The organism is Dorea sp. ICN-14282, from assembly GCF_037890115.1.
Lineage (GTDB): Bacteria > Bacillota > Clostridia > Lachnospirales > Lachnospiraceae > Dorea_B > Dorea_B phocaeensis.
On sequence record NZ_JBBKBH010000001.1, the window covers coordinates 722666 to 737067 of the forward strand.

General features: G+C 44.3%; 12 protein-coding genes. 2 read left to right on the plus strand and 10 right to left on the minus strand.

The genetic code is table 11. The annotated features are described in order from the left end of the window. Positions 1-4 precede the first annotated feature (4 nt). Genes WKT00_RS03465 through WKT00_RS03475 form a run of 3 tightly spaced genes read right to left on the minus strand, consistent with a single transcriptional unit; the run spans position 5 to position 5339 of the window. Positions 5-775, minus strand: a complete 771-nt coding sequence (locus tag WKT00_RS03465; protein WP_101694137.1) for a hypothetical protein — start codon at positions 773-775, stop codon at positions 5-7. Further along, complete coding sequence (locus tag WKT00_RS03470) at positions 750-2033, minus strand: DUF5716 family protein (RefSeq protein ID WP_101694136.1); 1284 nt, start codon at positions 2031-2033, stop codon at positions 750-752. Before WKT00_RS03470 ends, WKT00_RS03465 begins: the two co-directional genes overlap by 26 nt. A gap of 12 nt (positions 2034-2045) precedes the next feature. Continuing rightward, positions 2046-5339 (minus strand): DUF5717 family protein, encoded by a 3294-nt coding sequence (locus WKT00_RS03475; RefSeq protein WP_340260983.1) that lies wholly within the window; start codon positions 5337-5339, stop codon positions 2046-2048. A gap of 140 nt (positions 5340-5479) precedes the next feature. Here WKT00_RS03475 and WKT00_RS03480 point away from each other — a divergent pair, with 140 nt between their 5' ends. Further along, on the plus strand, positions 5480-6574 hold the full coding sequence (locus tag WKT00_RS03480; protein ID WP_340260985.1) for a pyridoxal phosphate-dependent aminotransferase: 1095 nt from the start codon (positions 5480-5482) through the stop codon (positions 6572-6574). Between the two features lie 66 nt (positions 6575-6640). Here the strand turns inward: WKT00_RS03480 and WKT00_RS03485 are convergent, their stop codons facing one another. The 7 genes from WKT00_RS03485 to WKT00_RS03515 all read right to left on the minus strand — a co-directional run bounded on the left by WKT00_RS03485 (position 6641) and on the right by WKT00_RS03515 (position 12952). Beyond that, on the minus strand, positions 6641-6985 hold the full coding sequence (locus WKT00_RS03485; protein WP_101694133.1) for a cupin domain-containing protein: 345 nt from the start codon (positions 6983-6985) through the stop codon (positions 6641-6643). Positions 6986-7067: 82 nt separating this feature from the next. Continuing rightward, on the minus strand, positions 7068-9035 hold the full coding sequence (locus WKT00_RS03490; protein WP_101694132.1) for an ABC transporter permease: 1968 nt from the start codon (positions 9033-9035) through the stop codon (positions 7068-7070). Next, positions 9028-9795, minus strand: a complete 768-nt coding sequence (locus tag WKT00_RS03495) for an ABC transporter ATP-binding protein (RefSeq protein WP_101694131.1) — start codon at positions 9793-9795, stop codon at positions 9028-9030. Before WKT00_RS03495 ends, WKT00_RS03490 begins: the two co-directional genes overlap by 8 nt. Positions 9796-9936: 141 nt before the next feature. After that, positions 9937-10941, minus strand: coding sequence for a sensor histidine kinase (locus WKT00_RS03500; protein WP_306346026.1), 1005 nt, complete (start codon positions 10939-10941; stop codon positions 9937-9939). A gap of 15 nt (positions 10942-10956) precedes the next feature. Further along, the gene (locus WKT00_RS03505) at positions 10957-11628 is read right to left on the minus strand and encodes a response regulator transcription factor (RefSeq protein WP_101694129.1); all 672 of its coding nucleotides are present in this window, start codon (positions 11626-11628) and stop codon (positions 10957-10959) included. 113 nt (positions 11629-11741) lie between these two features. Then, entirely contained in the window at positions 11742-12341 is a 600-nt protein-coding gene (locus WKT00_RS03510) for a cell wall hydrolase (protein WP_445292927.1), read from the minus strand. 158 nt (positions 12342-12499) lie between these two features. Then, a complete protein-coding gene (locus WKT00_RS03515) occupies positions 12500-12952 on the minus strand; it encodes a prepilin peptidase (RefSeq protein ID WP_173814346.1) in 453 nt (150 codons plus the stop codon). A gap of 157 nt (positions 12953-13109) precedes the next feature. On the opposite strand from WKT00_RS03515, the gene WKT00_RS03520 reads away from it, so the two are divergent. Further along, a complete protein-coding gene (locus WKT00_RS03520) occupies positions 13110-14369 on the plus strand; it encodes a peptidoglycan-binding domain-containing protein (protein ID WP_340260992.1) in 1260 nt (419 codons plus the stop codon). Positions 14370-14402 lie beyond the last annotated feature (33 nt).

Here is a 14402-nt window from a genome sequence, read left to right on the forward strand (position 1 = left end):
TTCTCTAACGCTTGTCAATCCTACGATATTCCTTTTTCCACTGTGCAAATTGCTCTTCCGGAATATCAATATCAATCTCCTGCTGAACTTTCTTGATATCCTCGCGAATTACCGATGCCATGCTTAAGAAAATTGGATTGCCTGAAAGCATTTTCATGTATTTATCCTCCGGCATTCCCCGGTAACAGCAGTAAAGATATGCCTTCAGCATGTCCGGCTCTTCACAGATCCTGTATGCCTCGTAATACATCTTCGCCGCCTCTTTATAAAGGAACTGATGGCCATAAGCCGCTCCTAAGCAGGCATAGACATGGCCATAAAAAGTCCGCTCCACAGACTCATCCCAATCTTCATTGATAATTGACTGATACACTAGAATTGCCGACTCATACTCTCCGCTTTTCTGTAGACTGTCAGCTTTATACTTCGTCCGCTCCACCGGTCTTTGATTCTTCAAATGCTCCAGAATATTGGCAATCCGATTGATATCCGCTGTAGAATAGATATTGGACTCCCGCAAAATAGTCAGCACAAACTGTTCCATAGAACGATTCTGTCTCAGCTCCTCCCTAAGACGCCCTGCCAAATCGGAAAGCTCCAGTTCTCGTTCAATCCAATCGCACATCTGATGGTTGATCATCGTATAATCAATCAGATACAGATTGTTGCAGATGTAATAACACAACTCCTCGATGGTGTAAATCTTTCTGTGAACCCGTGTAATCTCATAGGGTTGTTTTGCTCTTTTCCTATGACATAGAATTAAACTGCCCATTGATGCCTCCTAAATGTAGTACCTTCTCCGCCACAAATCCCGTTGACGGATAAAACTCTCCAAAACCGATATCCTTAAATGTCAACACACAGGTCGATTCATCCAGAAACATCGTCTCGATCTGAAGCCGCAACGAATAATCCCTTCGTGACGGAAGTCCTTTTAAGGAAATGGTCTCCACCCGCAGTTCGTCTCCTGCCAAAGACTCGATATGCACTTCAATATCGGAAGTATCTTCCAAAATCACTTCCCAATGACCGTCTGCCTCGTACCAGTGCATTCCCCAATCCACAATCGGATACCAGCCCTCTTTACCATTTACCCGCATTCGCAGGCAAATCTGTTCCGTCATCTTGGTATCATCTAAATAAACCGGACCGTCATCGTACTCCAGACACCGGCGCATGGAAGTATAGCAGGCTCCTCTACTATAGAGATTATTGCCAAGGAATGCTCTTCTTCCGTTGCACAATACTTTCTGGGAATTCGGATACCAATTATTTTCAAACCCTTCGCCTGTCAGATAGACGGAGGATACCACTTTTTTCTCAAATACATTTTGGATAAAGGCTTTGAACTGCTCATCTGCATCTCTTGCCTTGTCCACATTCAGCACCGGATAGATCGCCGCCAATTCTTTCATATGGGCATTGGCCACCTCATCCACCGTTACGAACATTCCCGGTCCTCTGTTCCCCGCCACATTCAGCTTGCGAAGCATAAACGCCCGAATCTGCTGTGCATCACAGTAAAACAGAGCAGATTCATACTGCCAAAGCTCTTTTGGCTGATAGAACATATACTGGCAGAAGCTTTCCTTGTAATCCTGCACAGATACCCTTTCTTTCGGCACTCCGATATGGCGTCCAATTCCTTTTAACATCTTAGACATATCGATATTGGTATCCGCAACGGAAAACGTAATGTATTCGATCTCCGGAAATCCTTCCAGCGTCAGTTCAATATATTTTGCCAGAAGCCAGACCGCATCCCGCGTCTTGCCGGCAAACTCTACCTTTTCTCTTCGGACCGCACGCACGTACAGATCAGAAATCGTATTTTCCTCCTGCACTTCCGCCAGACGCTTTGCCTCTTTTCCATATACCCAATGCTCATTATAATAACCAAGAATCAGTGGAATCTGATAATTCTCCACCGCCGTCTCCAGTGTCACTGGTTCTTCTTTTGTCTCATCATAATAGCTGATCTGGCAGTTCTTTTCACTTAGATCATACCCTAGTATACTGCCTCGCTTCATTCATCTAGCCTCCTAATACATCTGAAACAGCTGATCTGCAAGACGCTGTTCCTCTTCATACGTCATCATTGCCTGTCTGCGTGTCGCCGGGCGCATCTGTGTCATGCTGTTTAACTTGCCATATCTTCCGGCTTTTGCTGTGTCTCCATCCCCGGAAATAGTCTCTTTCTCTGTTACTGTCATCTCTGTATCACTCTTCTCCTGGAAGTAGTAGCTGACTATCTCATCCGCAAACAGCACAAACTGTTTGACATACAGATTTTCATACATTGGCATCATACTTTCTTCCCGATATCCCAATTCTTCCCGATTCTCTTGCCGCATCTTATAATACAGCTTCACGCGGCTTCCTGGTTTTGCATGATAGAAAATCATCGTCTTATCATAAAGCTGCGCTTCCCGTAACCACTCTTCCTGATATGCAAGATAAAACGGAAATACCAGCTGCTTTTCACACATTTCCCGCAGCACGCAATGTAGAATTTCATCCAATTCTTCCGGATACTGCTTTCCTGCATAATATTTAAGAAGCGCTGCTTTACAGATATCCGGCAAGTCTTCCTTCTGCGCACACTCTCTTGCAATGATCTCGAACACAACCGGCTTTAGCATTCGATCGCCTACGACATATTCCCTGGACACGTATCCCAAATATGCCTGTTTCAACCGGAAATATACGCTATCCGACAGATAATAATCTTCGAAAACAGATTCTTCCTGAAACAGATTCTCTGAAAACAGCATCTGCGTAATAATCCGTTCTCCAATTTTATAAGAAGGAATCTCATACTCCTGAAGTACCTTCCACAGCTTCTTCATGTCCCGCGTTGCCCCGCAGTAGTAGCTGGCCAGATACATCAGTGTTACCTTATCATACTGTTCTTTTTGGAACAATTTGAAACACAGATAACTTAAGAATTCATCCTCCTCATAATTATCTTCGCGAATCCGACGGCTGCACAGACGGAATACTTCCCGCTCATCATAGGCATCGATTCCATTGACTTTCAAATTGTCAAACGTCGGCTTCTCACGCTCGTCTTCTTGTTCCCAGACTCCGGAACTTACCGCATACTTTCTGCACATTTCCACAAACCGCGGCTCATAGAACAATCGCTTCGTCTCATAAACAATCGAATCGGTGTAATGGCGTCCTTCCAGCGATTCCCACACAATTCGCGACTCCTTGTCATACAGGAAGATGATCGCACCTCCATCCTCATCATAAGGAACTCTTTGTCGAATGACACCATCTTTCTCAATGACCAGCACACAATTCATATTCGGAACTTTCGTTGTCACCTTATAAGCAAAGCAGACATCACGCATTGCCTCCATTCGCTCCGGTGTCATATCTTCTTCCGTGCAGAATCGTTTGTAAAGAATCCGAAGAGACTCCGTAATATGCCGTTTCATCAGCTGTTCCCAGGTAAATGCTACCATCTGCTCCCGGTAACTCAAATACAGATCTCCCGCCTGTTCCTCATAAGTAACCAGATTCGCGTACAGAAATGCCGCCTTCTTATAATTCAATGTGTTCCCATGCATAAAATACAGGAAAATAGACTTTGGAAGCGGTCCATGCGCCCCTTCCTCATCCAAGGTAATCATATAATATTCGTAAAGCTGCGCAATCTTAAGTTCCGCATCTACCGCCTTCTGATACCATGGATAGTAGCGTTTCTGATTCTTATTGCCTTTGATCAGAAGCGTGCAGATCGTATTTAAAATCATCGGCTCACTGTACATTTTATAAATCCGTTCCAGAATTCGAAACAGAGCATCACTGTAGTTCTTCTGCTGGCTGGCAAAATTGGACACATAAAGCGCCAGTTCTTTCGTCATCAGACGGTATTTTGCCGCAAAATTTAAAATCTGCAGTTCAAAATCTCCCAGCTTCTTAAGAAGTGTCGGTTTTTCCTTATAGCACAGATACGCCTGCAGATAAAACAGAACTTCGTGCGTACCGTACTCATACTGCTGTTCCAATACTTCCAGCCGCTTATACGGACTCTTATAGCGAGTGTCCAGCGTCAGAATCATATTCAAAAGTTCCCAGGAATCCTGATGGCGCATATAAGTTTTCCCAATCTCATCCAGGACTCGATCCACATGACTTCCTTTTCCGCGGATCATAGCCGTCAAGAACAGATAATAACAGTTTGTAATGGGATCCTTTCCAATCGCAAACCGATTGTAGTTATAATTCTCAAGAATCCATTTCGCCTCTTCAATCCGGTTTCCAATCAGGTAAATGTGCGCCTGGCGAAGCTGATACATCTCACTTTGCGGATTCAGTTTGCGAAGCGCAGCCATTTTCTCAGTGGCACTGTCCACCCAGCGATTCAATTCAATTCTTCCCGCCATACAGCCGACGTATTCCTTGATAATCTGTGCCATCAAAAGTTCCGGCACCCGGCGATTCTCATCATACTCCTGGTTCTGCAGAACCTCAATTTCATAAGAAAGGATTTCGTATGGCGTCACAAAGCGAAGTACACCATAATTGCGTCCGGCATGCAAATATTCCGGTCGCACAACATATTCAATCTCATAAACATTTCCCACAAAATCATCCGTGCTGATCTCCGGTCTTGACACCTTAATAAATGCGCCTTCTGCCTCAATCCGGATCGGCATATACCCCCAGGTATTCTTCATAATAGCCAGCGTTCCTTTGGTGGGCTCGGTAATGTCTTCAAACAACATTCCCTCTCCCTGTAAGGTCAGGAAAATACACTCCTTCTGCTTAATTCCCACTAAGAACTCTTCCATCGCCTGTTCTCCGAGAGACCATTTGCGCATATTGTCATATAAGTAAAAGGTACGCTCATTTTCATACTTTAAAATCTCATAAAATTCCCGGGACCGGAAGAGCCTTCCAGCCTCCGAGTAATCTTTGATCGCCAGTTTGCGGAAATCATCGGTACTCTGCACCTTACCATAACTCGTCATTACATACGGCTTTTCAATAATCGCCGTAAATGATAATTCATATTCACCGCCGTTACAGACAACCGTGAACGTTCCTTCCTCTACATGTCCTGGACGAAGCCCCCGCCCATCATACGTAAATTCTACTTTCGCGGGATTTCCTTCAAATCCCTGATCTTTAAAATGAACACGAGAAGAAGACGGGTACACCAGCCCCCGTATCATCTGATCACTGTTCGTCTTTAAGGTAAAACTTCCCCTGTATACTTCCCCTTCTCCAATAATCAGAACCAGATTGGTCTCATCAAAGATTACGTCCGGACGAAGTGACTGAAAGTCCCCTTTAGAAAATTTCTGGATTTTATTTTTCAAGCTTCACACCTGCTTCTTTCGTTGCATTTTTATATAAAAACATACTATAATAGATTATAGCATTGATTGAACTGTAATGGCAATGCCGGATATATAAAATCTTACAAATCATGACAAATCAACAGACAAGGAGCATACATATGGAGAAAAAAATGGAATTTCATGGAAGTGACTTAGAAAAAGTTGCCGCATATTATCATATTCCGCAGGAGCAAATCGTCTGCTTTAGCGCAAATGTAAATCCCCTGGGTGTGTCTGAAAAGGCAAAAGATAAACTGATTCAGCATCTGGATATCCTTAGCCGCTACCCGGATCGGGAATATCAAACACTTCGGGAAACCATTGGCGCTTACTGCCACACCTCCCCGGAACATATTATCGTAGGAAATGGCTCTACGGAGCTTCTGTCTCTCTTGATCAGCCAAATCTGCGCCAAGCGCGCACTGGTCCTTGGTCCTACCTATTCTGAATATGCGAGGGAGATCTCTCTGACCGGTGGAACTCTTACGGAATATCATTTAAAAGAAGAACATAATTTTGCATTAGATACAGACGATCTGCTTTTGCATCTGACGGATGCCTATGATCTTTTGATTCTCTGTAACCCTAATAATCCGACCTCTTCTGCAATCCTAAAATCGGATATGGAACGGATCCTTGCGCACTGCAGCCAAAATAGCATCTTCGTGATGGTGGATGAAACCTATGCTGAATTTGCCCCGTCTATTTCAGAGATCACAGCAATTCCATTCACCAAACAGTATCAGAACCTGATGGTAATCCGCGGAGTCTCTAAATTCTTTGCTGCGCCCGGTCTTCGCTTTGGATATGGGATTACCGGAAACCAGACTCTTCGCGAACAGCTTCTGACGCATCAGGATCCCTGGAGTCTAAACAGCGTCGGCGCATTCGTCGGTGAAGAGATGCTAAAAGATGAGGATTATATTCAGCAGACATGGAATCTCATCGACAGTGAACGTACACGCCTGTATCAACGATTGACTTCGCTTCCTTCCATAAAGGTATATCCGCCTTATGCAAACTTTATTTTAATTCAAATTCTAAAAGAAGATGTCCGCTCTCTGGACGTATTTGAAGCTGCGCTTAAAGAAGGGTTGATGATTCGAGACTGCTCATCGTTCCAGTCGCTGAACGGAGAATTTATCCGCTTCTGTATTATGAAACCAGAAGATAATGACCGCCTTCTTGAATGCCTGTGGAAAGTACTGGAATAAAAAGGGACAGGGTGAAATTTAATTGGGGACGGAGGTTTTTTGAAAAAACCTCCGTCCCCAATTAAATTATTTCTTCAAAATCAATGCTACAAAGGACAAATCTTCTTCTCCCGTATTCTTAAGACCATGTCCATCGCCATCCTTACAGAAGAACACATCTCCTGCTTCTGCCGAAACAGCCTTCCCATTGTCATCATACATTCCCGTTCCGGTTAGTATATAATAGGTCTCCGTCTCACCGTGGTGCTCGTGGTATCCCAGTTCACAATGCGGAGGCAGCGTCACTTTGCTGAACATCTTGCAGTGTTCGCCCAACTCCTCTGCTCCAATCAGCACTTCCTTCATAATGAATCCGGCGCCGCCGTTCACACGCTCTACTGTTACCACTTCTCTTTCTCCTGCTTTTGTCATCCTGCATTTCCTCCTTGCCTGTTACGTTCTAACGTACCTATCAATAACAATACAGCCTGAAAAAGAATGTGTCAATTCCCTTTTATTCATTGACAATCTTATAGTACTCTCTTGCCGTCACAGCATATACTACCGCATAGAATAAGGCAAAGATACAAATCGTCAAAGCCGTGCATCCCAGATACAGTGGCACGTTGACCAGATTCAGTGTCTGCAGCAGCATTTTCACTATCCGAAATGCCACAACATTATGGATCACTGCCGTCACAAGAGGGAGGAAAAATACCATCAGCACCTGGCTTCTGATCGAACGCTTCACTTCCGCCCGGCTCATACCAACCTTCTGCATAATCTGATACCTCTCCCGATCGTCATATCCTTCCGAGATCTGCTTGTAATAAATAATCAATACGGTTGCCATCAGGAACATGGCGCCTAAATAAATTCCCATAAAAAGAAGACTTCCATACAGTTCATAAAAATTTTCTTCACTTAACACCCTGCTCTCACAGTAACTATAGGAAAATTCCTCCGCCAGCCTTGTCTCTACCGCTTCAGCCGCTTCTTTCTTCTCTTTATCCGTTCCCGTCATATCAAAGGAAATCTTATAAGCATAACTTGCAGATGCTGCGCTTCCTGCATTATATTCTTCCAGCGCCTGCTGTACGTGCCCTTCATCTGGGAGGACAAGATAGTATCCATCTACGGTACTGGACTTATTCTTTTTCTCCAGTTTCATGGAAGAAAGCTCTTTTTTCACCTTATAATTCTGATTTCCCAGTTTTACCCTATCCTTCCCATAAGTACCGTAAGGAGCATAGATAAGAGCCTCATCTGGCGCAAGGGTCTCTTGTTTGCCCTCCAGCTTATTGTAATCTTCCAGCTTAATCATCGACAGAGCGCAGACATCTGATACAGAGTAATCGTCTATTTCCGTCAGCATAAATCCATCTTTTACCTTGATGCCCGCCAGCCACGCTCCATGGCATCCGATCCACGATTTCTCCTTTACACCTGCTTTTTCTAGCTCTTCTCTAATCGCTCTCTCTGCCGCCTGATCTGTCTCCTTGGAATCAGACGCCACTTTAGCGCTGAATTCCATTGGGAATCGATATTTCAAAATATCTTCCATTCCGGCGTAGAGAGACATCGTAGTAGATACCATTACCAGCACCATGGTACTTAAAATACAGATATTCGCAAGTCCCGCTGCATTTTGCTTCATCCGGTAAATCATTCCAGATACCGCAGTAAAATGAGTGGTTTTATAATAATATCGCTTATTTTTCTTCAGGAGCTTCAACACTGCAATGCTCCCCGCAATAAAAAGCGCATAGGTTCCAATAATGACACAGACAACCGCCACAAAGAAGTCAAAAATTGCTTCCATCGGTTTTTCTACCGTCAGTGCAATACCATATCCCGCCGCAAGTGCAAGAACACCGATCACCGTCAACAGCCATTTTGTCCTTGGTTCCTTCTCCCCTTTATTTCCGCCGTGCAGTAATTCGATCGGATTGGAAAGTCGAATCTGCATCATATTATAGAATAAAGTCAAAAGAAAAATCCCCATAAACAACAGCGCCGTCTGACCTACTGCCGTTCCTGACACTGCAAAATGCATTCCTATGTCATAATGAAGAATTTTAAGAAGCAGCAGATACATCAGCTTTCCAAATACAATTCCCGCCAAAAGCCCGATTCCAATACTTACCACTGCAGTAATCAAAGTTTCCACGATCATCATTCTGGCAATATGGCGTTTTCCCATTCCCAAAATGTTATAAACACCGATTTCCTTCTTCCTTCGTTTCACCAGAAAACTATTCGTATAAAACAGAAGAAGCACAGCAAAAATCATAATGACTCCTACTGAGTACTGGAGCATCAGTTTCAAATTCTCGCTTCCAATATCTTTGCTGTGGAATAAAGCATCCATAATATAAAACATCATCACCGTCAGAATCGCCGTCAAAATATAGGGAATATATGTTTTCCGATTGTTTTTCAGGTTCGTCCATGCAAGCTTAGAATAAACAGAACTATTCAAGTTCCTCACCTCCCGCCTGAAGCACCGTCAACGTATCCGAAATCTTCTGATACATCTGCTCATTTGTCAGATTTCCTCTGTACAGCTGGTGGAATACCTCTCCATCCTTAATAAACAGTACCCGTTTCGCTGTGCTTGCCGCCTTTACGCTATGCGTTACCATCAGAATCGTCTGGCCATCCTGGTTAATGGCATTGAAGAGATTCAACAATCCGTCCGCGGCTTTGGAATCCAGCGCTCCCGTGGGTTCGTCCGCCAAAATCAGCTGAGGTCTGGTAATCAATGCCCTTGCCACCGCCGTGCGCTGTTTCTGACCGCCTGACACCTCATAAGGATACTTGTTCAAAAGGTCTGCAATTCCCAGACGCTGCGCAATGGGCGCAAGCCGCCGCTCCATTTCCTCATGCTTTCTGCCGGATAATACCAGCGGAAGGAAAATATTATCCCTCAAAGAAAATGTATCCAAAAGATTGAAGTCCTGGAACACAAATCCCAAGTTCTGACGCCTGAACGCCGCAATCTCCTTTTCTTTGACTGTACTTAAGTCTCTCCCTTTTAGATACACCTTTCCTCCTGTCGGTTTATCAAGCGCCGCCAAAATATTAAGAAGCGTCGTCTTTCCAGAACCGGATTCACCCATAATTGCCACATATTCTCTCGGTTCTACTGAAAAATTCACATTCCGAAGTGCCTCAACCTGATTTCCCCCGAACCGTGTGGTGTATATTTTCTTTACATTCTTTACTTCTAACAATGCCATGTTTTTAACCGCCTTTCTGTTTAGGTTCTTGTGTTGTCTCGTTAGGTTTCTTCTTTACAAATCTTATTATAGAAAAAGAGAAAATGTCATGCCATTGATTTGGATTACATTTTCCCTCTGAAACCTAACAGTTTTGTCACATTACTCCATGCGGATCTTTTTTCGCTCCAAGCCCAGATATACCTTTGTACCTCGATCCACCTCTGATTCCAGTCGGATCTGATGATTCATCTTGGTTAGTACCGATTTACAAAGATAAAGGCCAATTCCAGTCGATTTTTTATCTGTTCTTCCATTGTATCCGGTAAATCCTTTCTCAAATACCCGTGGCAAATCCTCCGGCCAAATTCCGATTCCCGTATCTTCAATTACGAGATTTCCTCCTTCCATATAGATATGGATACTTCCTTTCTTCGTATACTTTAAGGCATTGGATAAGATTTGTTCGATCACAAACAAAAGCCATTTTTCATCCGTAATCACCTCTGTGTTCAGCAGCTCATAATCCAGCCGGATTTTCTTTAAGATAAACATCTGAGAATATTTCCGAACCGCCTGCTTTACAATCTCATCCAGCGAATATTGTTTAAACACCAAATCTGCTCCCATCTCCTCCATCCGAAGATAGGTTAATACCATTTCCACATACTGCTCGATCTTAAACAATTCCTGCCGCATCGCACGAATCTTTAATCCGCTTTCTGCCGTCTCCGGCTCTGACTGCAACAGTACGTGAAGCGCAGAAATCGGCGTTTTAATCTGATGTACCCACATCCCGTAATAGTCTTTCATCTCCTGTCTGGAAATACGGATAGAAGATTCCAATTCTGTCATCTCTTCTTCTAACCTTGTCACAATCTGCTGATACAATTCTTCAATCCGCCCATCTGCCTCTGGAAGACATGCTGGATTTACCAAAATCCGCTCTTTTGCTTCTTCCAGCTGACGCGCCCTCTTATAATAACGGCAAAAATCACTCCCACCAAAGCCCAACATCAAAACCAGAGCCAGCAAGAATGCATATCCGACCGCATCAAGCCGGATATCATACAGTGCAAACACCACCAGAAAAATTCCGGAAAACACCAGATACAACACTATGATTTTCATGCGTTCTTTTAGATATCTGATCCCTGTCCTCATCATTTCGTCTCCCACCTTCTAATCCAGCATATAACCAATTCCTTTTTTCGTCTTAATGAAGCCATCTGCTCCGATCTGTTCCAGCTTCTTACGAAGCCTTCCCACATTTACCGTCAAGGTATTATCATCAATAAATTCATCACTCTCCCAAAGCCTCGCAATGATCTGATCCCTGGAAATAATCTTTCCTGCATTTTCCAAAAGTATCTGCAGGATCTTGAACTCATTCTTGCTAAGTTCCTGCCTTTCTTCCTCATAAGCAACGACTGCATCATTCAGATTCAACAGCAGCCCTTTATGCTCCATAATCCCGACAGTGCCATGAAAGGAATAAGCTCTTCTTAAAATCGCCTGAACTTTGGCAGTCACCACATTAAGATCAAAAGGCTTCTCGATAAATTCATCGCCGCCCATATTCATCGCCATTACAATATTCATATTATCGTTGGCTGAAGACAAGAAGATAATCGGTACTTTGGATACCTTTCGGATCTCTTGACACCAATGAAACCCATTGAAATAAGGAAGTATCACATCCAAAAGGACAAGCTGAGGATCACACTCCAAAAACTTGTCCTTAACATTTTTAAAATCTTCCACATATACTGCGTCATACCCCCACTGCTGTAAATGAGACGCAAGCCCTTTTGCAATCACCATATCATCTTCTACAATCAGTATCTTATACATCCTTCTCACTCCAGTTATCCAGCCTGCTTTTTTACTCTCTACCATTTTAGCCAGATTTCATTATTTGCTATTGATTATAGCCGTTTTTCAAAAAAATGTCTAACTTTTTTCTCTTAGTGAAAATAATGGGCTCCGATCTGCATTCCATAACCTCCCTGATCAAAATAGAGACAATTGCCGATGGGATTTGCTCCGGCGAGGACATCCCTTGCCGCCTGCATGGCTGCCTCTGTATACCCGTCCGTACTTCTTACTTTATCCAGCCATCCAGTCGCCACCGGACCGAATTGTCCGCTTTGATAAACTACTTCCTCCACGGTATCCGGAAACGCACCGTCCCTGACCCGATTCATAATCACGGCACCTACCGCAACCTGCCCTTCATGGGACTGATTTCCAGCTTCACAGAAGATGATTGATGCCATTAGTTTCTCAAGCGAGATCCTCTCCTGTCTGGCAGCTTCCTCCGCTGCCTTCTTTGCCTCTTCTTCCCGAAATCGAATCTGCTCCAGTACTTCCTCACGTTTCGCCTGATACTGGCTCTGACACACCCTAGAAATTTGACCTGTCAAATTCTTAGGCAACGTCTCCAATGCATGAAGTTCTACCTTCATTTCCTCTTTTGCATAACTTGTATGTTTTGAATCTCCCATAACTGACAGTACACCAGCCACCAGCAAAGCTGCCAGCATATTCCTTTTTGTCATCAACAACAACCTCCTGAAATTTTGCAACACATGAATATTCTCTTAATAAAGTATATTCAAAAATTTCATTTTTATTACATTTGTTACAGAAGTATTACAAATTTCAAAAAAAAGGAACCGAAGACAGTTTGCGCAAACACAAAACCACCTTCGGTTCCTTTTTCTTATCTTTTCCAAAACCATTGCCAGATCCAATCTCCGCAAAAAAATACCATTCCAAGCCCCAGGCAAAGCCAGGGACCAAATGCCAATTTCTCAGAAAGAGCCTTCTTCCCTCTCTTAAGAATCCGAATCACACATTCTCCTCCTGCCAGCAAAACTCCCAGGCAAAATGCCACCAGAACGCTTCGCCACCCAAGGAAAAAGCCTCCTGCCATCAAAAGCTTTACATCTCCGCCGCCAAACGTTCCCGGACGTGCCAAAAGAATCAACGCCAGAATCCCGCCGCCAAGGATCGCTCCCAATATGGATTCTGTAACTCTCCCCGTTCCTGTAATCAGGCGCCCGATACCAGCTACGACGATTAAGAGAATCATTTGATCCGGAATCCGCTTCCTGTTCCAGTCTGACACTGCCGCTAGAAACAGACCAAAAAGAAAGATCATGTTCCAAAGCATTTTCCATCTCCTCCCATCCACTGCGATGCCGATACTTTTCCTATATTATACATAAACTCTCTAAAAAAATACAAACGCTGTTTCTAAAATTTACGAAACGATAAAAGCCTGCCTGCATATCATAGTTGTAATAGAACTCTTATGAGGTAAACCATTTATGAGTGAACACAACACCACCGATATGCCGGATAAGGGACGTCTCCAAATCCAAGTCACCTCCGAGGTCACGGCACTGCCTATTTCGGATGCGGTAGTTCGAATCTCCTATACTGGAGTACCGGACAGTCAGCTGGAGGAACTGCGCACCGATTCCTCCGGACAGACAGAAACCATAGAGTTAGAAACTCCTCCACTGGAATACAGCCTTAATCCAGCCATTGAAAGCCAACCTTACTCGGAATACACCCTTCAGATCGACGCTCCCGGCTATGAACCAGTCAGCATTGCAGGCGCTGAACTTCTGCCTACAGTCACCGCCGTTCAGAACCTATCACTTCGCCCCTCTGACTCCGGACAGTCCTCTGAAGAAGTCTTTGTTATCCCCGCCCACACGCTGTACGGCGTCTATCCTCCAAAAATCCCGGAAGAAGAGATCAAACCGGTAAGTGAAACGGGCGAAATCGTTCTAAGCCGGGTGGTGGTACCGGAATACATCGTTGTCCATGACGGAAGTCCACGAGACACCACCGCCCGCAACTATTATGTAAAATATAAGGACTATATCAAAAACGTGGCTTCCAGCGAAATCTATGCTACCTGGCCTGAAGATACCATACGCGCAAACGTTCTCGCCATCATGTCATTTACGCTCAACAGAGTGTATACAGAATGGTACCGGAATAAGGGATATGACTTTACCATCACTTCTTCTACCGCATTCGATCACAAATGGATTCCGGAGCGAAACATCTATAATACGATCTCCGTCATTGTAGACGAACTCTTTGCCGACTTTCTTTCCCGTCCCAATGTGCGCCAGCCAATCCTGACTCAATATTGTGACGGGCGCCAAGTGCAGTGTCCCAACTGGATGACACAATGGGGCAGCAAGTCGCTGGGCGATCAAGGCTACTCCCCCATTCAGATCCTGCGCTATTATTACGGTGACGACTTATACATCAATACCGCAGAATCCATTTCCGGAATTCCTTCTTCCTGGCCCGGCTATAACCTGGTAAACGGAAGTACCGGTAACAAAGTCCGGCAGCTACAGGAACAGTTAAATGTAATCGCCGGCGCCTATCCCGCCATTCCCAAACTCACAGCCGACGGGATCTATGGACCTGCAACCACTGCTTCCGTCAAAAAATTCCAATCCGTATTTGGTCTTCCTGCAACCGGGATTACCGACTACCGAACCTGGTACAAAATTTCAGAAATCTACGTGGGCGTCTCACGAATCGCGGAACTAACCTAGAAAATCCCGGCAGTCCAAACCTTATCGGTTGCG

Bases quoted from the DNA above. Each gene is read 5' to 3' on its own strand.
- WKT00_RS03465 (WP_101694137.1), bottom strand. From the start codon at position 775: ATGGGCAGTTTAATTCTATGTCATAGGAAAAGAGCAAAACAACCCTAT.
- WKT00_RS03515 (WP_173814346.1), bottom strand. From the start codon at position 12,952: ATGCTTTGGAACATGATCTTTCTTTTTGGTCTGTTTCTAGCGGCAGTG.
- WKT00_RS03500 (WP_306346026.1), bottom strand. From the start codon at position 10,941: ATGATGAGGACAGGGATCAGATATCTAAAAGAACGCATGAAAATCATA.
- WKT00_RS03480 (WP_340260985.1), top strand. From the start codon at position 5,480: ATGGAGAAAAAAATGGAATTTCATGGAAGTGACTTAGAAAAAGTTGCC.
- WKT00_RS03520 (WP_340260992.1), top strand. From the start codon at position 13,110: ATGAGTGAACACAACACCACCGATATGCCGGATAAGGGACGTCTCCAA.
- WKT00_RS03485 (WP_101694133.1), bottom strand. From the start codon at position 6,985: ATGACAAAAGCAGGAGAAAGAGAAGTGGTAACAGTAGAGCGTGTGAAC.
- WKT00_RS03470 (WP_101694136.1), bottom strand. From the start codon at position 2,033: ATGAAGCGAGGCAGTATACTAGGGTATGATCTAAGTGAAAAGAACTGC.
- WKT00_RS03505 (WP_101694129.1), bottom strand. From the start codon at position 11,628: ATGTATAAGATACTGATTGTAGAAGATGATATGGTGATTGCAAAAGGG.
- WKT00_RS03495 (WP_101694131.1), bottom strand. From the start codon at position 9,795: ATGGCATTGTTAGAAGTAAAGAATGTAAAGAAAATATACACCACACGG.